The sequence below is a fragment of the Shewanella sp. 10N.286.52.A9 genome (genome assembly GCF_041468985.1).
GTDB lineage: Bacteria > Pseudomonadota > Gammaproteobacteria > Enterobacterales > Shewanellaceae > Shewanella > Shewanella japonica.
Window position 1 is genome coordinate 100,768 of the sequence record NZ_JBFRJQ010000001.1, and the last position, 21,663, is coordinate 122,430.

24 protein-coding genes are annotated in these 21,663 nt (G+C 44.0%); 20 read left to right on the forward strand and 4 right to left on the reverse strand.

The window, feature by feature from the left end; all coding sequences use genetic code 11:
• The first annotated feature begins 22 nt into the window (after positions 1-22).
• The 7 genes from fliE (at position 23) to AB4128_RS00510 (ending at position 7,255) form a co-directional block, all read left to right on the forward strand.
• Positions 23-376 (forward strand): flagellar hook-basal body complex protein FliE, encoded by a 354-nt coding sequence (fliE, locus tag AB4128_RS00480; protein WP_055025290.1) that lies wholly within the window; start codon positions 23-25, stop codon positions 374-376.
• A gap of 78 nt (positions 377-454) precedes the next feature.
• On the forward strand, positions 455-2,164 hold the full coding sequence (fliF, locus tag AB4128_RS00485; protein ID WP_372036275.1) for a flagellar basal-body MS-ring/collar protein FliF: 1,710 nt from the start codon (positions 455-457) through the stop codon (positions 2,162-2,164).
• 18 nt (positions 2,165-2,182) lie between these two features.
• Positions 2,183-3,193 carry a flagellar motor switch protein FliG gene (locus tag AB4128_RS00490; RefSeq protein WP_055025292.1) on the forward strand — a complete coding sequence of 337 codons (1,011 nt, stop codon included), beginning with the start codon at positions 2,183-2,185 and terminating at the stop codon, positions 3,191-3,193.
• Between the two features lie 35 nt (positions 3,194-3,228).
• Positions 3,229-4,023, forward strand: coding sequence for a flagellar assembly protein FliH (fliH, locus tag AB4128_RS00495; protein ID WP_119968236.1), 795 nt, complete (start codon positions 3,229-3,231; stop codon positions 4,021-4,023).
• Positions 4,013-5,368 (forward strand): flagellar protein export ATPase FliI, encoded by a 1,356-nt coding sequence (gene fliI, locus AB4128_RS00500; protein WP_372036278.1) that lies wholly within the window; start codon positions 4,013-4,015, stop codon positions 5,366-5,368. The genes fliH and fliI overlap by 11 nt, the downstream gene beginning before the upstream one ends.
• Positions 5,369-5,419: 51 nt before the next feature.
• Positions 5,420-5,833, forward strand: coding sequence for a flagellar FliJ family protein (locus tag AB4128_RS00505; RefSeq protein ID WP_055025293.1), 414 nt, complete (start codon positions 5,420-5,422; stop codon positions 5,831-5,833).
• Positions 5,834-6,616: 783 nt separating this feature from the next.
• Positions 6,617-7,255, forward strand: coding sequence for a DUF5677 domain-containing protein (locus tag AB4128_RS00510; RefSeq protein ID WP_372036280.1), 639 nt, complete (start codon positions 6,617-6,619; stop codon positions 7,253-7,255).
• A gap of 55 nt (positions 7,256-7,310) precedes the next feature.
• Here AB4128_RS00510 and flgN read toward each other — a convergent pair whose 3' ends face one another.
• From flgN to flgA, 3 genes are all read right to left on the reverse strand, one after another.
• Positions 7,311-7,793 (reverse strand): flagellar export chaperone FlgN, encoded by a 483-nt coding sequence (gene flgN / locus AB4128_RS00515; protein WP_372036282.1) that lies wholly within the window; start codon positions 7,791-7,793, stop codon positions 7,311-7,313.
• A complete protein-coding gene (flgM, locus tag AB4128_RS00520; protein ID WP_055025307.1) occupies positions 7,786-8,076 on the reverse strand; it encodes a flagellar biosynthesis anti-sigma factor FlgM in 291 nt (96 codons plus the stop codon). Before flgM ends, flgN begins: the two co-directional genes overlap by 8 nt.
• Before the next feature lie 214 nt (positions 8,077-8,290).
• Entirely contained in the window at positions 8,291-8,968 is a 678-nt protein-coding gene (flgA, locus tag AB4128_RS00525; RefSeq protein WP_225442148.1) for a flagellar basal body P-ring formation chaperone FlgA, read from the reverse strand.
• Positions 8,969-9,123: 155 nt separating this feature from the next.
• On the opposite strand from flgA, the gene AB4128_RS00530 reads away from it, so the two are divergent.
• The 13 genes from AB4128_RS00530 to AB4128_RS00590 all read left to right on the forward strand — a co-directional run bounded on the left by AB4128_RS00530 (position 9,124) and on the right by AB4128_RS00590 (position 20,299).
• Positions 9,124-9,474, forward strand: a complete 351-nt coding sequence (locus AB4128_RS00530; protein WP_055025309.1) for a flagellar basal body rod protein FlgB — start codon at positions 9,124-9,126, stop codon at positions 9,472-9,474.
• Between the two features lie 8 nt (positions 9,475-9,482).
• Positions 9,483-9,902: a flagellar basal body rod protein FlgC gene (gene flgC / locus AB4128_RS00535; protein ID WP_055025310.1), complete on the forward strand. Its 420-nt coding sequence runs from the start codon at positions 9,483-9,485 to the stop codon at positions 9,900-9,902.
• Positions 9,902-10,570: a flagellar hook capping FlgD N-terminal domain-containing protein gene (locus AB4128_RS00540; protein ID WP_372036286.1), complete on the forward strand. Its 669-nt coding sequence runs from the start codon at positions 9,902-9,904 to the stop codon at positions 10,568-10,570. The genes flgC and AB4128_RS00540 overlap by 1 nt, the downstream gene beginning before the upstream one ends.
• Before the next feature lie 22 nt (positions 10,571-10,592).
• Positions 10,593-11,798 carry a flagellar hook protein FlgE gene (gene flgE / locus AB4128_RS00545; RefSeq protein WP_055025312.1) on the forward strand — a complete coding sequence of 402 codons (1,206 nt, stop codon included), beginning with the start codon at positions 10,593-10,595 and terminating at the stop codon, positions 11,796-11,798.
• A 9-nt stretch (positions 11,799-11,807) separates the two neighbouring features.
• Positions 11,808-12,542, forward strand: coding sequence for a flagellar basal body rod protein FlgF (locus tag AB4128_RS00550; protein WP_080914659.1), 735 nt, complete (start codon positions 11,808-11,810; stop codon positions 12,540-12,542).
• Positions 12,543-12,582: 40 nt separating this feature from the next.
• On the forward strand, positions 12,583-13,368 hold the full coding sequence (flgG, locus tag AB4128_RS00555; RefSeq protein WP_055025314.1) for a flagellar basal-body rod protein FlgG: 786 nt from the start codon (positions 12,583-12,585) through the stop codon (positions 13,366-13,368).
• Between the two features lie 98 nt (positions 13,369-13,466).
• Positions 13,467-14,129, forward strand: coding sequence for a flagellar basal body L-ring protein FlgH (flgH, locus tag AB4128_RS00560; RefSeq protein ID WP_055025315.1), 663 nt, complete (start codon positions 13,467-13,469; stop codon positions 14,127-14,129).
• Between the two features lie 115 nt (positions 14,130-14,244).
• Complete coding sequence (locus tag AB4128_RS00565) at positions 14,245-15,354, forward strand: flagellar basal body P-ring protein FlgI (RefSeq protein WP_372036384.1); 1,110 nt, start codon at positions 14,245-14,247, stop codon at positions 15,352-15,354.
• Positions 15,354-15,830, forward strand: coding sequence for a rod-binding protein (locus AB4128_RS00570; RefSeq protein WP_192021916.1), 477 nt, complete (start codon positions 15,354-15,356; stop codon positions 15,828-15,830). Before AB4128_RS00565 ends, AB4128_RS00570 begins: the two co-directional genes overlap by 1 nt.
• 58 nt (positions 15,831-15,888) lie before the next feature.
• A complete protein-coding gene (gene flgK / locus AB4128_RS00575; RefSeq protein WP_055025318.1) occupies positions 15,889-17,256 on the forward strand; it encodes a flagellar hook-associated protein FlgK in 1,368 nt (455 codons plus the stop codon).
• Positions 17,257-17,272: 16 nt separating this feature from the next.
• Positions 17,273-18,190 carry a flagellar hook-associated protein FlgL gene (gene flgL / locus AB4128_RS00580; protein WP_372036289.1) on the forward strand — a complete coding sequence of 306 codons (918 nt, stop codon included), beginning with the start codon at positions 17,273-17,275 and terminating at the stop codon, positions 18,188-18,190.
• A gap of 17 nt (positions 18,191-18,207) precedes the next feature.
• A complete protein-coding gene (locus AB4128_RS00585) occupies positions 18,208-19,239 on the forward strand; it encodes a hypothetical protein (protein WP_192021915.1) in 1,032 nt (343 codons plus the stop codon).
• A 253-nt stretch (positions 19,240-19,492) separates the two neighbouring features.
• A complete protein-coding gene (locus tag AB4128_RS00590; RefSeq protein WP_372036291.1) occupies positions 19,493-20,299 on the forward strand; it encodes a flagellin in 807 nt (268 codons plus the stop codon).
• A gap of 100 nt (positions 20,300-20,399) precedes the next feature.
• Here the strand turns inward: AB4128_RS00590 and fliB are convergent, their stop codons facing one another.
• Complete coding sequence (gene fliB, locus AB4128_RS00595; RefSeq protein WP_080914652.1) at positions 20,400-21,584, reverse strand: flagellin lysine-N-methylase; 1,185 nt, start codon at positions 21,582-21,584, stop codon at positions 20,400-20,402.
• Positions 21,585-21,663: the final 79 nt, after the last annotated feature.

The window sequence follows — 21,663 nt, forward strand, 5'->3', positions numbered from 1 at the left end:
TAGCAAATAGATAGGAAAACCAATGGCTAATGCAACCATGGTCAGTGCACCAATGACCAATGTTCAAACATTAATGGACCAAATGAATGTCCATTCAGAAATGGCCAAAGGCGCCATCAAAGTCGGTCCAAATCCGAGAGACTTTGGCACTCAACACCCTTCATTCACTGAATTGATGGAGCAAAAGGTTGCTGCAGTTAACACCGACCAAAACACCTCATCAGCACTTATGCGTGCTGTCGATAGTGGCGAAAGTGATGATTTAGTTGGTGCCATGGTGGCCTCACAAAAAGCCAGTTTGTCATTCGCCACTATGATTCAAATTCGAAACCGTTTGGTACAAGCGTTCGATGACGTAATGAAAATGCCGATTTAATCAATATTGATATAAATCAGTTCATTAACGATAAGTTTCAATAGCCTAAACCGCCTTAGTGCAAGGAAATTAGACACAATGCCTACAACTCTTACTCAAACTAGCCAACCCGTTACCGAGGTTGGAGAGAAAAAATCGCCTTTTGCGACGATAAAAGAGAAATGGACCAGTTTCAATCAAGGCGATAAACAAGTTGCCGTACTTGCGGTTTTCGCCATCGTCGTGGCCTGCGTCATCGTGCTTATGTTATGGACCGCAAGCCAAGGCTACCGACCTTTATACGGTAGCCAGGAAAAAGTCGAAACGGCGCAAATTATTGAAGTCCTTGAAACTGAAGGAATAAGCTATCGTCTTGATACTAATTCTGGGTTAGTTTTAGTGCCTGAAGACAGACTCGGCAAAGCGCGAATGATTTTGGCAGCCCGTGGCGTGAAAGCACAAATGCCGATGGGAATGGAGTCACTAGATAGTTCAGGGATTGGTACTAGCCAATTTATGGAGCAAGCTAAATATCGCTACAGTCTTGAAGGTGAACTCTCTCGTACCATTATGGCGCTACGTGCCGTTCGTACAGCCAGAGTGCATTTAGCGATTCCTAAAAAAACCCTATTTATTAGACAGCAACCTGAATTACCTTCGGCATCGGTCATGCTTGATCTTTATGCAGGTAGCAACATTCAATCAGAACAGGTTGAATCAATTGTCAATCTGGTTGCAGGCAGTGTCACAGGAATGACTGCAGAGCAAGTACAAGTTGTCGACCAACAAGGTAATCACTTAAGCTCAGCGTTAACCCTCAATAATGACATTACCCAAGCACGAGATCGCCAGCTCAAGTACACCCACGAGCTAGAGCAAAGCCTCATCAACCGTGCTTCAAGTATGTTAATGCCAATCCTTGGGCAAGAAAATTTCCAAGTTCAGGTCGCTGCGCAAGTTAATTTTAATCAAGTCGAAGAAACGAATGAGTCACTCGACCCTCAATCTGTTATGCGCAACGAACAGCAAAGCTCAAATGAAGTCAATGGTGACTTGGCCATGGGAATACCCGGTGCGCTCAGTAACCAGCCTCCAGCTGCAGAAGGTACTGAAACCAATCAACGCCGCAATGTCACTCAGCAAACTCAACGTAATTTTGATGTAGGACGTTCGGTTAAACATACCCGCTACCAACAAATGCAATTAGAGAACCTGTCAATTTCTGTGTTGTTAAATAATCAAGCTGCAGGCGAAAACGGTTGGACTGAAGCGCAACTTGAATCAATGAGCAACATGGTCCAAGACGCCATTGGTTTTACCGCTGCGCGTGGCGATCAATTTAGTATCAATAGTTTTGATTTTGCGCCAGCGAAAGTAGCTGAATTCCAGCCTATGCCATGGTGGCAAACAGAAGGTTACGAGTCATACCTGCGTTACTTTATTGGGTTACTACTCGGTATTGGACTGATTTTCTTTGTCTTACGTCCGTTAGTTCGTCACTTAACTAAAACCGTTGACTTAAGTGCGATGAAGGAAGTTGAAGAGCAGGATAATTATCAATATCAAGAGCCTAGCCCTGCGAAATTAGACAGTAGCAATAGTGATGCGCAGTCTCTTGCTGATGAGCTAATGGGACTCGGTCAGCCTCAAGCTGATGATGACCTAATGAATATTGGACTACCAGAAACCAGTTCTCCGCTAAAAGTGAAAATGGAGCACCTCAGTGTTCTCGCTGAAAAAGAGCCCGCTCGTGTAGCAGAAGTCATTGCCCACTGGATCAGCGACAAAGATGCTAAACAACACTCATAGCGAGATAGGAAAAGACTAATGATGAATGAACTTGATATTAACTTAGATAATCTCGACCAAGCTGCCATGATCCTATTGAGCATGGGCGAGAAAGGCGCAGCGCAAGTGATGGCTCATTTAGACCGTAATGATGTGCAGCATTTGAGCCATAAAATGGCTCGCCTATCGAGCATTACTCAAAATGAAGCCGACTTTGTCATAGGACGCTTTTTTAAGCGCTACCAAGAGCAATCAGGTATTGCCCGCGCCTCACGCTCATACCTGCAAAAAACCCTCGATTTAGCCCTAGGGGATCGTGTAGCAAAAAGCTTGATAGACAACATCTATGGTGACGAAATCAAAACCTTGGTTAAACGTCTTGAGTGGGTCGACCCTAAGTTACTTGCCCGTGAAATCACCAATGAACATAGCCAACTTCAAGCGGTACTTTTAGGTTTATTGCCACCTGAAAGTGCAGCCCAAGTATTATCAGGTTTACCAGAAGCAGGCCAAGACGAATTACTGGTTCGTATCGCTCAATTAGGAGAGCTTGAGCGCGGTGTCGTTGAAGAACTGCGCCACCTCGTAGAACGATGCATGCTCATAGCAATGGAAAAGAGTCATACTCAAGTATCTGGTATTCGCCAAGTTGCCGACATTCTCAATCGCTTTGAAGGTAACCGAGAGCAATTGATGGAGATGATTAAGCTCCACGATAAAAAACTGGCGGGTGAAGTGGCAGACAACATGTTCGACTTTATTATTTTAGGTCGTCAAAAAGCGGAAACCTTGCAAGAAATCATGGCGCTTGTGCCTGCCGATACGTTAGCGCTAGCGCTTAAAGGTATTGAATCAGACCTTAAGAAAACCTTACTGCAAGCATTACCAAAGCGTATGTCTTCAGCGATAGAAACCCAAATTGAAGCCATAGGCACAGTACCATTGAGTCAAGCCACAGCAGCCCGCAAAGACATTATGGAACTGGCTAAGCAAATGATGGACGAAGGCCAAATAGAATTACAGCTGTTTGAAGAACAGGTTGTTGAGTAATGAGCCCATTTTTGACTGATCAAAAGAGTAAAGCCATGAACAAGTCACCGCATTCTGACAGACGCTTTCGCCTCAGCGGCGAGCGTGTACGCCGTCACCAATTTAGCCCATTACATGCAGACGAGCTTGCCCAAAACCATGAAGAGCCATCATGGCAAGATTACCAACAAGCTTTTGATAAAGGTTATGATGAAGGCGTCGTAAAAGGTCATGAAGCTGGCTTAGTTTCAGGCCACAAAGAAGGCCAACAATCTGGCTATGCCGCAGGATTTAATCAAGGACGAATTGAAGGGCAATTAAAGGGTAAAGAAGCTATTGATGAGCAACTTAATAACTTAATTACGCCATTGTCAGCAATGAAATCTTTGCTCGAAGAAGGTCATACTCAGCAGGTGATGCAGCAACAGGAGCTGATTTTAGATTTGGTTCGTCGAGTATCAATTCAAGTTATCCGATGTGAACTGACCTTACAGCCTCAACAAATTCTTGCCTTAGTTGAAGAAACACTAGCCGCGATTCCTGATGCTCCCACTGACGTGAAAATTCATCTTGAGCCATCAGCTGTCACGCAATTAAAAGACATCGCAGCTGATAAAGTGCAAGACTGGACTTTAGTCCCTGATAACACTATCAGTGCGGGCGGTTGTCGTATTGTGGGCGATAAATCCGATGCCGATGCTTCAATGGAAACCCGTCTCAATGCCTGTTTAGATCAAGTAGAGAATCACTTAAAGCGCACAGATATCGAGCAACAACTGTCATCAGATACAAGTGTCAATCAGGCAACAACAGATACTACAGACGAAACTCGAGGCGCCAGTGAGCAGTAGTTCGGCTCAAACAAGCGCCGAGATCATTGACTGGCCGTCTGTGCCAGTGGCACAAGTGTATGGCAAGCTCACTCGAGTCAATGGCTTGCTGCTTGAGGCTGTCGGCTGCCAACTAGGTACAGGCGATCGCTGCCATATTGAGTGTCGCAATGGTGGAGTCGTCGAAGCTGAGGTTGTCGGGTTTTACAAAGACACCGTCTGTTTAATGCCAATTGAACACACCTCAGGACTGATGCCTGGCGCAAGAGTGATCCCTATTGCTGAGCGCTGTCAAATACCTGTTGGTAAAGGCTTACTTGGCCGTGTACTTAATGGCTTAGGTAAGCCACTTGATGACCTTGGCCCTCTTAGCCAAATACAAACCATTCCTATGGTGCAAATGAGCACTAACCCGCTACAGCGTAAGCCAATTACCGAACCTTTAGATGTCGGGATCCGAGCTATCAATGCTTTATTGCCCGTCGGCCGTGGTCAACGCTTAGGGTTATTTGCTGGCTCTGGTGTCGGTAAAAGTGTGCTGTTAGGCATGATGACCCGCTTTACTGAGGCTGACATTGTCATCGTAGGGCTAATTGGTGAACGTGGCCGTGAAGTGCGTGAATTTATCGAGCAATCATTGGGCGAAGAAGGTCGACAACGTTCAGTTGTCATCGCCGCTCCAGCAGATACCACCCCATTGATGCGTATGCGTGCTATGCGACTGTGCCATCACATTGCTTGCGCTTACCGAGATCAAGGAAAGCGAGTTCTGCTATTAGTTGACTCTTTAACCCGCTATGCACAAGCGCAGCGAGAAATTGCCTTAAGCTTAGGTGAACCACCTGCAACCAAAGGTTATCCGCCGTCAGCGTTTGCCCAGCTTCCTAGCTTGGTCGAAATGGCAGGAAACGGCCAACACCCTACAGGCACCTTAACTGCATTTTATACCGTATTAACGGAAGGTGATGATCAACAAGATCCTATTGCCGATGCCGCTCGAGCCATCCTTGACGGCCACATAGTGCTAGATAGAAAACTGGCTGAACAAGGCCATTACCCTGCCATTGATATTGGCGCTTCTGTAAGCCGACTTGCAGCGCAAGTTGCCAGCTCTGACAGCTTGTCTCACGGACAAGTGTTTAGGCATTTAAATAGTAAATATCAGCAGGTGAAAGAATTATTGCCTTTAGGTGGTTATCAGCCTGGGCAAGACAAAGAGCTTGATATTGCAGTACAAGCGTACCCACAAATGGCCGCTTTTTTACAGCAAGCGACCCATAGTCAAGCAGACCATCAACATAGCATCAGCCAATTACAGCAGTTAGTTGAAGGTCTGGGTTACCAAGCACCTCCTTCGACTGAATAAGGCAGATGCAGCAGTACGTCATCAACCAAAGCGCATTGTAGAGATCGTAAAATGAAACAGCTTTTACAGTTATGCCAACAAGAAGAAAAGAAACTGCATCAGCTCAGCCAGCAAAAGAATGCCAGCCAACAGCGTTTGCTTGAAATCGCCCAGCAGCAGCAACAACTATCAAGCATGGTCAGCCAATATCACGCTTACCCACAACAATGCGCCAACCCGCTATTAATGCAAAATAGCGTGCAAATGATTAACGCAATTCAGCCCCTACAAAAGAAGCTCACACGTCAAAAAATATTATTAGAACAGGAACATCAAAGAGTGGATAAAATATGGCGTAGCCAGTTAGGGCGCCAACAAGGCATTAATTGGTTCTATCAAGATCGTCTCAAACAACGACAAGCTCATATTAATAAACAAGAACAAAAACAAATGGATGATTTGGCCTGTCGGTATCAGCTTAAGTAAACATACTTAAATGATGTTTTTTATTACCAAACTTCGTTTAGCTTTCCCCTCCCCCTTACTTTATTAGCGCACAGAGGTTAATTTGAATATAAATAAGAGTGTCATTTGGGGCAACCTTCATAAATGGTCGGCAATCACCTGCATAGGAACAACTTTGTTATATCTTTTCCTTGTGATGAACTTAACTTACGTTGGAGTAAAGGTAACGTATTACTCAATCCCCATTATAGTGATTAGCTTTGCGCTAGCTTACTTATCAAGAAAGCACAGAACTTATTTTAGAAGCAAAAATTGCTAACTTTCAAAGTGAAAGATTCTTTGTATTTCCAAACTTCGTTTGGATTTTATCAAAGTCCTGGTGCTTCGCCCACACCCAATTCTAACATTCGTGATTTCTCCCATATTTCCAAACTCCGTTTGGATTAACGTCGTGGCGCTTCGCCCACACCAGACTAAAAGGGAGTTAACTGCGACTCCCTCTTAGAACACCCCGCAGCTCCGGCGAAATTTAAACAGCAAAATTTCCAACGGAGAATCATCCAGCGTTAACCTTCTTTTGAAGTCTTCTTAGGCAAGCTGTAATAATCACTAACGCTTACGATGAGGCGATGTTTCAACTCTTGATCTGGTGTAGACGAAACGCCACGACTTTAATTCCTGTTCCAAATTTAAAAAAGTTACCTTTACATCAGGCTGGTAGGGAAATAGGATTAATATTAATCAATAACTTACGTCATCTATTCTCGGTGGGGCGAGGTAAAAACTATTAGGGGGAGAATGGCTATGACTGCAGGTACGGTAGATGATTGGGTTGGCTTATTAAAGTTTCGTAACGAGAAGTTTAAATCTATAAAGCATAATAACCTGCAAGAAAAATACATTCTTGCACTAAGTATAAGAGTATCTGAGTTGTGTTTAGATGCAGTTATACTTTTGAACAACAGAAGAATATCTTCGGTTCCAGTGATCCTGCGTTCCGCTTTAGAATCTTATGTTGACCTTCAATGTTGTATTAGAGATGTCAATCATCCTAGCTTTATGACTAAGGCACAGCACTGGCGCTTATATGAGTTACACAAACATATAAATAGTGGCGCTGCTGAAGAATACAAAAAGCTTGGTAAGAAATTATCTGTTTGGGAACGCTTTAAAAAAGCTGAATTGGTCGAGTTATATAATGCCTATTATTCATACCTTTCTATGCACTCTCACGGAAATGTAGGTGCGTTAGCGGAAAACTCCGATGGCGAGAAAGTAATACTTGGCTCTGCATACGATGATGAAAAATCTTTACAATATTTTGATCAAGCTATAAACCTAGTTGCCCTATCTATTAAGGACGTATTAGTTTTCTATCATTTTGACTCAGACTCAATAGAGTATCCTGCTAAAATTATTGATAAGATCAATAAAAAATTATAAACAACTCTTTGCAAAAGAAATGAGTGAATTCAATATTTATTCGCTTGAATAAATATTACCTAGCATACCCATAGTCGTTTTGACTTTCTGGTTGCTTGTTCAATAACGAGTTAATCACTTCTTGTTGGCTGACCAACAACTTGCCATTTTCTTCGTTAAACTGTTGGCTTTCTTTTACTAAATCAACCAAGTTGCGCCACAATAACAGTACTTGTTTTTGGCTGGCTTGAGGCAGTCTGGCGATGAGGTCTTCCATACCTTTGCTGTTACCCGTAAAACCTAAAGCAACTAAGGTTCTTGAACGGTTTTTAGCGCGCTCCATTAGCTTTTCACACAATTGTGTTTGCGCTTCATTATGCAAGGCTAAACCAGCATTATCACGGCGTTTCATTAATTCACGTTGGCGGATTAATAAGCCATGAAGCTGTTTGTAGCCATCAATATCCACTCTTATTCCACGCAATAACCCTTGCACTTGCTCCCGCTTAGATACTGGTGCAGCCGAACCTTGATGTGGTTGTTCCACTTGATTACCCATGATTTTGCTTCATCGCCTCTGCTATTTTTTTCACATCTAAACTGAATGTGCCGTTTTGCAATGCTTGACGTAATTCAGCCACTTTTGCGGCGTCAAAATCGTCCATACTGGCTAGGTTAGGCTGGTTTTTTTCAATCAGTTTCCAATCATCACTCACGGTACTTTGCACAGGCATTTTCCGTGTTTTAAGCTCGGCAACTTCATGCTGTTGCGAGGTATTGGATTTGCTTTTCGTTGTGCCCATGTCAGCGGTGACTGCGCTAGAAATTTTGTTGATATCCATAATGGTTCACCATATATGTCGTCGATATCTATTAAAGGCGGCTAATAAACAAGAAAACTAAAATATCATCATCATAAAATCAGCCTGATAACTTAAGCGGATTGATGCACAATTTAGCCTATGGACGTTGACAAGCTTTGAGCTGTAATACTGAACATGAAATTTGATAGCTAAGACTGAAAAGTTCGCAGGTCAGTGGGTCTATTTGACCTGCTTAAAATAAGGTCTTCACTCTGCCTTTCGCAGTGGGGTAAACATGAATAATTTTACCAGAACTTAAATTGCGGACTCGAATGGTGGATCCTTCTCCGCCAGACTCCAATGCTTCTCCTGGCATATTGGCATAAAAGCCATTCATTTTAGCTTCTATAATCACCCGGTCACCAATATTAATCCATTGAGGATTAGTCACTTGGCTGGTTTTAATCGCTCTGAACCGACGCAGTTTGTGGCTGACTTGATGACCGATTAATTGCGATTTTTGAGTAATAAGATCTCGGTCTGCTGGAGTCAATTTAAGCCATTGCAGCTCAATATCACTGGCAGAAATATGCTCGCCTCTTGCCAATGGTCTATTTGCCACAGGGACATTGGCAGTGACATCAACACGAGCACGAATAAATAAACTCCACCCTAATGATTCACATGTCACTCGACGTTGAACATTGCCAAAAGGCAATCTAGCACCGCTGCTAATCACCAGCGCGTTTGGGCATTGCTGCAAGTTAGCAGCCCCTGAAGGTAAATGCACATCAATCGTGTGTTTGATGGCATCAAGCCCTGCTTGTCGCTGCCAGTTGGCTAGTTCCTTTTCTACCATTTGCGTAAAAGACTGCTTTAGTTGCCCTGTGGCATTGCTGTGATCTTGCGCATGTATTGTCAGCGGAAGCAAACAGGATGCCGCCAGTGTCACACAGGAAACTAGCGTTCCGATCTTATCTTTAAAATAGTCACAAACCATTGATAAAACTCGCTTTAAACTTTTGGCACACTAATTGGATAGACAAGGCAAATATTGAAATCGTCCATACCATACTAGGAGTTTTAATGGCTATCAACCTCGACACCGCCTTAGGCATTCACGCACAAACATTAGATTTTCGAGTCGAGCGAAGCAAGATGTTGGCGGGTAACTTAGCCAATGCTGAAACTCCTGGTTATAAAGCGAAGGATTTAGATTTCAAAGCTGTCATGACGCAAATCAATGCGGGAATGGATGTCGGTCGAGACTACCAAACAGCCTACCGTGTGCCTTACCAAAGCTCTGCGGATCACAATACCGTTGAGCTGGGTAAAGAACAGGCGAGGTATTCGCAAAATGCCATGGATTATCAAACGAGTCTCACCTTCTTGAACATGAAAATTTCCGGCTTACGCTCGGCTATCGAAGGACAATAGGAACTGATATGTCATTTGGAGAAATATACCAAATTGCGGGTGCAGGTATGCACGCACAAACCATTCGTTTAAACACTGTGGCCAGTAACTTGGCTAACTCAGGTGCTGCGGCAGAAAACCCTGATGATGCATATCGTGCATTGAAGCCGGTTTTCTCAACGATCTACAACCAAACCCAAGAAGGCAAAGCCGCTGGTGCACAAGTTGAAATCGCCGCCATTGTCGAAACCGATGCTCCGTTAGATATGCGATACGAGCCTGATCATCCCTTTGCTGACGAACTCGGTTATGTCGCCTATTCAAACGTCAACACAGTTGAAGAAATGGCTGACATGATGGCAGCAAGTCGTTCATTTGAAACCAATGTAGAAGTGATGAACCGTGCTCGTTCTATGCAACAAGGGCTCTTGCAGCTAGGAAACAAATAATGAATGTTACCCCAAGTACAACCAGTAATGACCCTGCTGCCACTGCCACAGAAGTCATGAATTCACCAGGCAATGATGCTTCATCTATCCGCAATGAATTTCTAACCCTGATGATTGCGCAAATTCAAAATCAAGATCCTACCAACCCTATTGATGGCACTGAGTACGTCACTCAACTGGCACAGTTCTCACAAGTAGAAAGTCTTGAGCACATGCGCGCAAATCAAGCCACCAGCATGGTGATGATGGAAAATTTAGCCATTGTGCAATCAGCGCAACTTGTAGGCAAAACGGCCATGGTGCCAGCATCAGAGCTTGAAATAGACGGCTTACCTGTTGATGGCAAAGTCTATCTAGGTAATGCGGTTGAAGAACTCAGTATCGATATCATCGACGAAAATGGTGATGTGGTACATACCTTAGAGTTAGGTACTCAAGAGCCTGGTGATGTGGCCTTTACCATTGATCCAGAAGCCCTAGATTTGCCTGCTGGCGAATACAGTATCGAAGCCAATATCACTGCTGATGATGTTACAGAAACCGCAGATACCTTCATCGCTGCAACCATTGAAAAAGTTCATTTTGTCAGTGCCTCCGGCGTCATGATGGCCGAATTAGGTAACGGGCTTGGCACCGTTTCTGTTCTCGAAATCTCTGAAGTCTCATAACAAAAATTAATAGGATTACACCATGTCGTTCAATATCGCATTAAGTGGTTTACAAGCAACAACACAAGACTTAAACACCATCAGTAACAACATTGCTAACGGTTCTACTGTTGGTTTCCGTAGTGGCCGTAGCGAATTTGCAGCCGTTTACAATGGTGGCCAACCTGGCGGTGTAAATACCATGTCGACTAGCCAAAACTTCTCGATGGCAGGCAGCCTTGCGTACACAGGTCGTCAACTTGATATGGGAATTCAAGGTGATGGATTCTTTGTTCTTAGCGGTCAAGATGGCAGCACCATGTACTCACGTGCAGGTATGTTCAATCAAGATGCCAATGGCTATGTAACCGATCCAGCGGGTAACCGTTTACAAGGTTACAGTGTCGGACCTGGCGGGCAATTACAAAACGGTAATGTCACAGACTTACAAATACAGGCTGGCTCATTACCTGCTTCAGCAACCAGCACCATTAGCTTAGTGTCTAACCTCGACTCTCGAGTCGATGCAATCGACCAAACTGACACACCGTTTGATAAAGATGATGCATCGACGTATCACTCTTCAAGTACTGTGACGACCTATGATTCACAAGGTAATGAGCACGCACTAACGCAATACTTTGTTAAAACGGATGACAATGAGTGGTCAGTTCACTATGTGATGGGCGATGAAGATATTACGCCAGCTGCGGGTCATCAACTGTCATTTGATGAAAACGGTTTGCTGACTGCTGGCGCTGATTTTGAATTAGACATCCCACGAGATATTACTGGCGGTGCAGCCGCAATGGTATTGGCACTCAGCTTTGATAAAAGCACCCAATACGCTTCTGACTATAACAACTCAAGCCTAAGCCAAAACGGTTACACATCTGGTGAACTTAACGGTATTCGCCTTGACGATGGCGGTAACTTGTACGGCACTTACACCAATGGTGAAGAGCAACTTCAAGGGCAAGTGGTGTTAGCCGATTTCAACAACCCAAATGGTTTAAGCCCTGTAGGTCAAAATGCGTGGGTTGCCACTAACTCAGCGGGCCAACCAATGATTGGCACGCCAACAACAGGCACCTTAGGGTCAATTAATGCAGGTTACCTAGAAAGCTCAAATGTCGATAACACCGCTGAAATGGTTAACTTAATGACAGCCCAGCGAAACTACCAGTCAAATGCCAAAGTGTTAGATGCCAACTCGACTATGCAGCAAGCATTACTAAACGTTATTTAAGGCTGAACCATGGATAAGATGCTGTATACCGCTGCAACAGGCGCGACCAGAGTCATGGAAGCCCAAGCTATCAGAGCCAACAACCTGGCAAATGCTGATACCACTGGCTTTAAGGCAGATCTTGAGCGTGTGAATGCCAAAGTGGTCACCCCCACAGGTAATAGCTTACACACTCGAGTCTTAGCGCAAACTGAAAGTAGCGGCTTTAGCCAACAGGCAGGTGTGCTCAACCCAACAGGCAGAACATTAGATTTAGCCATCAATGATGGCGGTCTATTTAGTGTGATGACACCTAATGGAGAAGCTTATACCCGCTCTGGTGTCGTCGTGCCTGATGCTGCGGGGCAATTAACCATAGATGGTCGCCCTGTCGCAGGCGTTGATGGTCCAATCGTGCTACCCGAATACCGAGAGCTATTCATTGGTGATGATGGTCGCATCAGTATCGTTGCCGACACAGGCAACATTACCGAAGAAGTCGGTCAGCTAAAACTGGTTAACCCAGACTTACAGCAAATTCAAAAAGGCCAAGATGGACTGTTTTACAGTAACGATGGAATGCCATTAGCCGCAGACGATGAAGTGCTAGTGCGTAGCGGCTTTCTTGAGGCCAGTAATGTTAAAGCGGTAAGCGAACTCATAGCGTCAATGGACTTAAGCCGCCAATTTGAAGTGCAAGTGAAACTGATGCAAAGCGCCGAGAAACTGGCTGAATCAGGTAATCGTTTAATGCGTGATGCATAACAAAACACGCACGACAGAATAAAATAAAAGGAATCACATCATGCAATCTGCATTATGGGTAAGTAAAACGGGCCTTAGTGCTCAAGACACTAAAATGACCACCATTGCCAACAACTTGGCTAACGTTAACACCACAGGTTTTAAGCGTGACCGTGTGGCATTTAACGATTTGTTTTATCAAGTACAACGCCAGCCTGGCGGCCAAGTTGATGAGCAAAATGAATTACCATCAGGCCTTCAATTAGGTACAGGTACTCGCGTTGCTGGTACTCAAAAAGTCTTCACTACTGGCGACATTCTTACTACAGGTCAGCAGTTAGATATGGCGATTCAAGGCCAAGGTTTCTTCCAAATCGAAGAAGCAAATGGTGACTTGGGTTATACCCGTGATGGCCAATTTTTCCGTAGTAGCGACGGCTTAATGGTGACATCACAAGGTTTGCCTTTAGTACCCAATATCGAAATTCCGGAAGATGCGTTAACCGTAACCATTGCATCAGACGGCCAAGTGTCTGCACAAATGGCGGGCCAAGCCGAAGCACAAGAATTAGGCCAAATCACCTTAGTTAACTTCACCAACCCTGCTGGTTTAGAGGCGCGCGGAGACAACTTATATCGTGAAACAGGCGCATCTGGTGCTGCGATTGAAGGGGTTGCAGGCGATCAAGCTATTGGCCAAATTCGCCAAGGTTCTCTTGAAGGTGCCAACGTTAATGTTGTTGAAGAGATGGTTGAAATGATCTCGACTCAACGTGCTTATGAAATGAATGCCAAAGTCGTGTCCTCATCAGATGACATGCTCAAATTCTTAAACCAAGCACTGTAAACACTCACGACAGGAATTGAGCAAGGCATAACCTTGCTCAATACCCTTGTAATACTTTGACTCATGGTCAGGTTAACTTCGTCTCGACAAGGAATATTATGCGACATAGCTGGATTGCGATAGTACTACTGCTATCGGGTTGTGCATCTCACCTTCCTGAGCCAGAAACGGCACCGGGTAAGCCAGAGTGGGCTCCCCCAGAAATTGATTACAGCTTGCCAGAAGCCAGTAATGGTAGTGTTTATCGTCAAGGTTATATGTTGACACTTTTTAAAGATAAACGGGCATTTCGTGAAGGCGATATCCTCACTGTGTCACTGGATGAAAAAACTTATTCGAGCAAAAAAGCTGATACCAAAACCAATAAAGAAAGCTCGATGTCTATTGGCGCACAAGGCTCGTCAGGCAACAGCAGTTTTGCTGGCAGCGGTGGCGCAGATACGGGACGTTCATTTAACGGCACAGGTTCAAGCACTCAACAAAACCAATTAACCGGTTCCATTACTGTCACGGTCGCCAAAGTGTTACCTAACGGCGCCTTGCTCATTCGAGGCGAGAAATGGCTCAGACTGAACCAAGGTGATGAGTACCTTAGATTACTCGGACTGATCCGCACCGATGACATTGGCAACGACAATACTATTTCATCTCAACGTATTGCTGATGCCAGAATTATCTATGGCGGTCAGGGTGCAATTTCAGACAGTAACCAAATGGGTTGGGCGTCTCGATACTTTAATAGCCCTTGGTTTCCGCTGTAATGACACGACTTGCACAGCGTCATCTCATCCAGTTTACTTTTGTTAGTGCCTGCCAATTCGTGCAGGCATGGAGCGTTAAATGAAACAAGCTATCGCATTTTTTGCGAGCGTGTTAATGACTATTTTGTCATTTCAAACCACTGCTGCACCGCAAACAGAACAAGCCATTCAAAATCGTTATTTGATGGATATTGTTGATGTGCAAGGTATCCGTGATAACCAACTCGTAGGATACGGTTTAGTTGTGGGGCTCGATGGCACCGGTGACCGTAACCAAGTGCGCTTTACCAGCCAATCTATCGTTAATATGCTCAAGCAGTTTGGCGTACAAATTGATGATAGAACCGACCCTAAATTGAAAAATGTCGCAGCGGTCGCTGTACATGCCACCATTCCACCACTGGCAAGTGCGGGCCAAACCATTGATGTGACCGTGTCATCTTTGGGTGATGCAAAAAGTTTACGTGGCGGCAGCTTACTGATGACCCCGCTACGTGCTGTCGATGGCGAAGTATATGCCGTGGCACAAGGTAACTTGGTCGTTGGCGGCATTTCAGCTCAAGGTCGTAACGGTACGTCTTTGACGATTAATACTCCGACCGTAGGGGCAATTCCTAACGGAGCGCTGCTAGAGGCAGAGATCCACAGTAACTTTAACGAAACCGAACACATTGTCCTTAACCTGCGCGATCCCAGTTTTAAAACTGCACGCAATATAGAGCGAGCTGTGAATGAGTTATTTGGCCCTGATGTCGCAGAAGCCGATAGCAGCGCTAAGGTTTTAGTTCGTGCGCCAGAATCAAATCGTGAGCGTGTGACCTTTATGTCTATCCTTGAAGAGCTGCAAATTGAACAAGGGCGAAAATCCCCCCGCGTAGTGTTTAACAGCCGTACAGGCACGGTAGTGATGGGTGGCAATGTCGTTGTTAGAAAAGCAGCTGTCAGCCACGGTAACTTAGTCGTGTCGATTGTAGAGCAAGAATTTGTCAGCCAGCCCAATGCGCCGTTTATAGGCCAAGGGCAAGGTCAAACTGTGGTTGGTAGTGACAGTGATATAGATATTGATACAGGTGATGGGCATATGTTTGTGTGGCCAGAAGGCATTGCACTCAATGATGTTGTAAGAGCAGTCAATAGCTTAGGCGCCTCACCAATGGACTTAATGGCAATACTGCAAGCGCTTAATGAAGCTGGCGCATTAGAAGCTGAATTAGTGGTGATTTAATGAAATTAGATAATAACCACGGTTATCTGAATAACCTCAATGCAAAAGACTTAATCGAAGCCAATGGTGAACATGGTGCTTTAGAGCTGGTGAGCCAACAATTTGAAGCCCAATTTTTACAGACAGTGCTCAAACAAATGCGCTCGGCATCTGATGTCATGGCCGATAAAGACAGTCCATTATCATCTCAAAATGATGGCATGTACCGAGACTGGCATGATGCTGAATTGGCGGGTCGATTAAGTCAGCTACAAAGCACCGGCCTTGCTAGCGTAATGACAAAACAATTGTCCGCAGGGCTTAAGTCAGCTCCTGATAGTGTCGCTTCTAATAACCATACTGAACACGTCACTCAAGTTGAGAATACCAGCGCGCAAATACCTGCAAAAACTGAACAAAATTCAGTGATGACTGTGAACACAACAGCCATGCAGCCAGCGTTAAATATTCCACTAATGGCCAAACCGAACAAATAACAGCGGCGAACAATTCGCAATATCGACTGGATTCGACGCTGTGACATGAGGATTAGATATGAGCATGCTCAATATTGGGATGTCAGGCATTAATGCCAGTATGGCAGCACTCAATGCCACATCAAATAACATTGCCAATGCAATGGTACCAGGCTATTCACGCCAATCTGTATTGATGAGTTCTGTAGGCAGCAGTGCTTACGGTAGCGGTATGGGGGTCATGGTTGACGGTGTTCGTCGTATTTCAGATCAGTATGAAGTGGCGCAACTGTGGAAAACCACCAGTGATGTCGGCTTTACCAGTGTTCAAGCCAGTTATTACACTCAAGCCGAGCAAATATTTGGTTCTGAGGGCAATAACATTTCCGCTGGCTTAGATTTATTGTTCGCTTCGCTCAACTCAGCTATGGAGCAACCCAATGAAATTGCCCATCGTCAAAGTGTATTAAATGAATCTCGTGCCTTGACCCAAAGATTCAATTCTATCAGTGACGGTATCGACTCACAGCTTAAGCAGGTCGAAGGACAAATTAACGCCTCAACTAAAGAAATCAATGCTTTGCTTGAGACGATTGCCAGCTTTAATGCAGAAATCCAATCATCAGGAAGTAACCCACCGCTGTCGTTACTTGATGCGCGCGATGCTGCGATTGATGACTTAGCCGTGATTGTTGATATCCGCGTCGTTGAAGATTCTCAAGGGATGAAGAACATCTCATTGGCTCAAGGACAGCCGTTGGTTTCTGGCACTCAGTCTTCAACGCTATCAACTCAGCCAGATCCTGATAACCCACAATTATCTAAGGTCAGTATCCAGTTTGGTAACTCCAGTTTTCCGATTGATGAAACCGCCGGAGGTAGCTTTGGAGCATTACTCGATTACCGTGATACCAGCTTAGCTGAGTCAATGGCGTTTATTAACGAGCTCGCACAAACCGTCGCTGACGAGTTTAATGCAGTATTGCGCGAAGGTACGGACCTTAACGGCGAAAAGCCGACCCTGGATTTATTCACTTACGACCCGAGTAACCCTGCGGGCACCATCAAAATCAGTGACGGCTTTACCGCTGAAATGCTGGCATTTGGTAAGGATGGTACACCCGGTGATAACGACAACTTAAAAGACATATTAGAACTCGCCAATACCGAGTTTACGTTCGAGTCTATGGGTGTCACGACCACTATGGGTGATGTTTATGCCAGTAAAGTCGGTCAACTCGGCTCAGCCTCTCGCCAAGCGCAAATGGCCCAGGACACGGCATTAAAACTGCAAATGGAAGCGCAATCACAATGGGCGAGTACCAGTGGCGTCAGCATGGATGAAGAAGGGGTGAATTTGATTATTTATCAACAATCTTATCAAGCCAATGCCAAGGTCATCTCTACCGCTGATCAATTGTTCCAAACGCTTTTAATGTCTATCTAACTGAAGGAATTCTGTAATGCGCGTTAGCATGATGAATATGTACAGCCAAAACCTACAAAGCATGCAAAACCTCACCAGTGATGTGGCTAGAGTGAATCAACAAATGGCCACAGGTAAGTCCATTTTGCGTCCTTCAGATGATCCTATTGGCATGGCTAAGGTCATCACAACACAGCGAGATTTAGCCTCAACATCGCAATACTTACAAAACACTGAATCACTTAGTACCAGTTTAGATCGCTCTGAAACCTACCTTTCAAGCATGACTAACCTGCAAATGCGGATGCGCGAAATCACCATCGGTGCCAATAACGGTGCGCTATCTCCTGAAGATAGAGCCGCTTACGCTGCCGAGCTAAGTGAATTATTAGAGTCATTTGTGGATGTGGTTAATGCAAAAGATGACGGCGGAAACTACCTGTTTTCAGGTAACGAGACAGGGACAGCTCCTATCGGTATTGATGCTGATGGTAACTACTTTTATCAGGGCGATGATGGCCACCGAGAAGTACAGATATCCGGCTCAGCTTGGATGACAGGTAACGTGACTGCTAAAGAATTTTTATTCTCATCAGGCGGCACTGATATCCTGAATCAAACCAAGCAATTTATCGATGTACTGAATGACCCAGATTTAAGTCCTGGCGATGATGTTTTTACCCAAGCAGCTGAAGATATGTTAGCGACATTAGATGATTCTCTAGCAAGCATTAGCGGCGCTATTACTGATATTGGTGGTAAACAAAATGCCCTTAGTTTGATGCAAACAACTCACACAGAGCGCATTTTATTCAGCGAAGAAGTCATCGGTGAAACCGAAGGCTTAGATTATGCTCAAGCCACAGCTGAGTTTAATTTGAAGTTGACCACATTACAGGTGACGCAACAGTCTTTTGTGCAGGTAAGTCAGTTATCATTGTTCAACCACATGTAAGTTAGTTAACCAAATCCATGCTTAAAGGTATTTCCGAGAGTCTCAATGTATTGCAGCGCAACCAAACGGTTGCGCCAGCACCTACCGCTGTGCCAAGTTCACAGCCAGCGACAGCCAAACCTGCGCCTTCGATTCCAACCCACAGATTAGCAAGCTACCAAAAGTGGGCGAAAGTCACTCAAGGCCAGCATGCTATTTCAGCCAATCAAGTGGCTGAACAAGGCTTACTAAAGGTGTCGCAATTACTCAAAAAACTGCAAGTACCTCTCAGTAATGCCTCTTTGCAGCATGGTCTTTCAGAACAACAATCTGATACCGCAAAGCAACTCCAACAACAACTAGCAGCGCTCGATATCAGTTATCAACAGCAACCGTTAGTTGATCACCAACTGAACTTAATCAATAGCCAGCGCCCAGCAGCTAAGCATTTCTTTCAACTCAAGTCGGTTGATTTAATTGGGGTAAAAACCCGTGATGAACGCATTACCGTACAATATGGGAATCAAGCTGCAAGTGCGTTATTACCCGCGCATCAAAATAGCCAGTACTTAGCCAAGCAACTGACTCATGCTTTAAAAGACATTGGGATAACGGTACAAGCACCTGCACGAGATTCAGCTATGCTCAGCAGTGAACACAGTGAATGGCAACAGATACAAGCGGGTTTACTGATGTCAGGCCAAGGACAACGCCTGCCAGCTGGCGAAGCTCGCACAGTAAAAGTGGTAGAGATATTATCTTGGCAAGATCCAAAAGAGTGGCGTTTCGATAAGCCCGAGGACATTAAACAAACACAGGCTAAAATTGCTAAAACTCAGCAAAAAGTGAATCAACAGTTGATGGAGTTACGCAGCAGCAAACAAAAAGTGCAGCAGCAATTAAAGCGAACTAACTACCAAGAACAACTTCATGGCAACCTTGATAACAACATGGCTAAACTCAAAGAACTGATGCAGCCTACACCTTTTTCTGCCCAGGTGACGTCCTTAATGGCGCAAGCTAATGTCAGCCGTGACCATGTGTCATCACTATTAAAAAGTAAGCCATAGATATATTGTTTCTCACGATAATGAGTTTTATTCGTGAAAAATCCTTTGTTGTAATTCATTTCGACCTTCATCACACATCCCTCACGCCCTATATTTGATGGGCTTTGGGGTTTATACCAAGCTTCAAGATTTTGTTTTACTCCCTCATTTGAACAAAATTTTAATATTTTTTTTATCACTCCGATTCAGTTTCGTTTTCCTGTGTCGTTTTAATTAATTGTGAGACCAAAACTTTAAACTATAGGAAAACATTATGTTATCTGTTCATACTAATCATGCTTCAAACATCGCTCAAAACTCAGTGACTAAAAGTAACGATCTAATGACTAACGCTATGGAGCGTTTATCAACAGGTCTTCGTATCAACAGCTCTGCTGATGATGCTGCAGGTCTACAAATTGCAACTCGCTTAAATGCAAACGTAACAGGTATGGAGCAAGCTAGCCGTAACGTGAATGATGCAAGCTCTATGCTACAAACTGCTGATGGTGCGCTTGAAGAACTTTCTACAATTGCAATGCGTCAAAAAGAGCTTGCTACGCAAGCAGCTAACGGCGTGAACTCTGCAACAGATCTAAAAGCATTGAACGACGAATTCCAAGAGCTTACTAAAGAAATAACTCGAATTGTTGATAATACAGAGTACTCTGGCAATAAACTATTTGACTCACTGACTGCTGGTGTTACTTTCCAAATTGGTGCTGGTGCAGCTGAAACCTTAGATGTAAAAGTAGATAAAGCTAATCTAGCAGGTGTGACTGAGGATATCTCTGCCGCAGGTGGAGCAACTAAAGCAATCACTGAAGTTGATAAGTTTATCGATGCAGTAGGTGTAGAGCGCTCAACATTAGGTGCTAACATTAATCGTTTAGGTCACACGGATTCAAACCTAACTAACGTTACTGAAAACACTAAAGCTGCAGCAGGCCGAATCATGGATGCAGATTTCGCAGTTGAATCAGCTAACATGACTAAAAACCAGTTATTAGTTCAAGCAGGTACTACTGTACTTTCGAACGCTAACCAAAACACTGGGTTAGTTATGGGTCTATTACGCTAATCAAACCCAATGACACTAAAAGGGCCAAATGGCCCTTTTGTGTTTTTATTGTTTTGCTGATTTAATTAATATCAAACCTTACATTTAAAAATACCCTCAATTATTTCTGAGCAGCTAATAATGAAACTATAGAGGGAACATCTACAAAACCACACTCATTCAATAAGTTAATAATGTACCGACTAAAATTTTGCTTATGCTGGCGTTGAGTATGGTACACCTGAAAACACATCACTAAATCAGCTTCTGTAAGTTCACCTCGATAATTCACCATCGCAGTTAAGTAAATTCTAAGCATAAAAAAGTCAGCCATCATCAATCGATACGCTTCAGAAGGCGAAAGCTTATCAATAACCGGAAAGTTCATTTGATAAAGATAATAAAAACCATAGCGTTGAAATAATGTCGGATACTGTGCCAAAAGAGGTAAAACTTGTTGCTGCCAAATACCATCAATTTTATCAAAACAGAACCGCTTTTCTTCATCAGCTAAGCTTTTAATAGCAAGGTTGATTTGTTCGAACCGCTCTCGACCACGCCTTACGCTATTGGTATTCAGCCATAGATGAATGGAACTAAACGCATGTAATTTATGCTGCTTATTATCACTATCAAAGCCATCGAAATGCTGTTTAAGAGCGCCAGAGTCCGACAAAGCATCCAATTGATGGTACATATTTTCAATATTTTCACTTGGAGCTTGATGCTTCATTGCTGATTCAGCCGTATTCATCAGAACGCCGATAGCAAGTAAACTTAACTCAAGTGGCATTCCAGGTTTGAGCAACAATTGTAGGCTGCAGTCGTACGTAATACGAGCCCACAACGGGGTCGCTTTAGTCAACTGCTTACTTTGGTATGTTGTTGTTTCAAATATAAACGCATCATCCTTAAACAGCACCATACGTACAGCTTCAGGACAAGATAAAGTAAGACTTTCATAACGGTTACCATCGCAACCTCGACTCAATCTAGGATATGTTTGGCAGGTTGTACTCAAGTACTGCTCACCCGCTTTTGCATGTATTTGGCATAAGCTATTTTCATCAAGAAATTGGCACCCGCCTTGTTTATCTAAAATTGCTTGCGCCCAATGATGCTCACTTTTTTTGACTTTCTTCAGCGCCACAACAGCTAAGTCTTTTAACTCTGGATGTTTAATCACTTTTTTGTAATTTGCTTTGTTTATCTGAATATTCCAACCAAAGCAGCAGCTGTCTTCGCAACTCGCTCCAATGCAATTAAAGTTTTTGACAAAATTGGGTTTAACTATGGATTGTTTCACGATTGTTAGCCTTTTAAAACGGATCTATATATGAAAAGGCGACCATGAGTAGGGATAAGTGAAGTATCTTCAGCAACCT

Bases quoted from the DNA above. Each gene is read 5' to 3' on its own strand.
- fliE (WP_055025290.1), top strand. From the start codon at position 23: ATGGCTAATGCAACCATGGTCAGTGCACCAATGACCAATGTTCAAACA.
- fliF (WP_372036275.1), top strand. From the start codon at position 455: ATGCCTACAACTCTTACTCAAACTAGCCAACCCGTTACCGAGGTTGGA.
- AB4128_RS00490 (WP_055025292.1), top strand. From the start codon at position 2,183: ATGATGAATGAACTTGATATTAACTTAGATAATCTCGACCAAGCTGCC.
- fliH (WP_119968236.1), top strand. From the start codon at position 3,229: ATGAACAAGTCACCGCATTCTGACAGACGCTTTCGCCTCAGCGGCGAG.
- AB4128_RS00505 (WP_055025293.1), top strand. From the start codon at position 5,420: ATGAAACAGCTTTTACAGTTATGCCAACAAGAAGAAAAGAAACTGCAT.
- AB4128_RS00510 (WP_372036280.1), top strand. From the start codon at position 6,617: ATGACTGCAGGTACGGTAGATGATTGGGTTGGCTTATTAAAGTTTCGT.
- flgN (WP_372036282.1), bottom strand. From the start codon at position 7,793: ATGGGTAATCAAGTGGAACAACCACATCAAGGTTCGGCTGCACCAGTA.
- flgM (WP_055025307.1), bottom strand. From the start codon at position 8,076: ATGGATATCAACAAAATTTCTAGCGCAGTCACCGCTGACATGGGCACA.
- AB4128_RS00530 (WP_055025309.1), top strand. From the start codon at position 9,124: ATGGCTATCAACCTCGACACCGCCTTAGGCATTCACGCACAAACATTA.
- flgC (WP_055025310.1), top strand. From the start codon at position 9,483: ATGTCATTTGGAGAAATATACCAAATTGCGGGTGCAGGTATGCACGCA.
- AB4128_RS00540 (WP_372036286.1), top strand. From the start codon at position 9,902: ATGAATGTTACCCCAAGTACAACCAGTAATGACCCTGCTGCCACTGCC.
- flgE (WP_055025312.1), top strand. From the start codon at position 10,593: ATGTCGTTCAATATCGCATTAAGTGGTTTACAAGCAACAACACAAGAC.
- AB4128_RS00550 (WP_080914659.1), top strand. From the start codon at position 11,808: ATGGATAAGATGCTGTATACCGCTGCAACAGGCGCGACCAGAGTCATG.
- flgG (WP_055025314.1), top strand. From the start codon at position 12,583: ATGCAATCTGCATTATGGGTAAGTAAAACGGGCCTTAGTGCTCAAGAC.
- flgH (WP_055025315.1), top strand. From the start codon at position 13,467: ATGCGACATAGCTGGATTGCGATAGTACTACTGCTATCGGGTTGTGCA.
- AB4128_RS00565 (WP_372036384.1), top strand. From the start codon at position 14,245: ATGACTATTTTGTCATTTCAAACCACTGCTGCACCGCAAACAGAACAA.
- AB4128_RS00570 (WP_192021916.1), top strand. From the start codon at position 15,354: ATGAAATTAGATAATAACCACGGTTATCTGAATAACCTCAATGCAAAA.
- flgK (WP_055025318.1), top strand. From the start codon at position 15,889: ATGAGCATGCTCAATATTGGGATGTCAGGCATTAATGCCAGTATGGCA.
- flgL (WP_372036289.1), top strand. From the start codon at position 17,273: ATGCGCGTTAGCATGATGAATATGTACAGCCAAAACCTACAAAGCATG.
- AB4128_RS00585 (WP_192021915.1), top strand. From the start codon at position 18,208: ATGCTTAAAGGTATTTCCGAGAGTCTCAATGTATTGCAGCGCAACCAA.
- AB4128_RS00590 (WP_372036291.1), top strand. From the start codon at position 19,493: ATGTTATCTGTTCATACTAATCATGCTTCAAACATCGCTCAAAACTCA.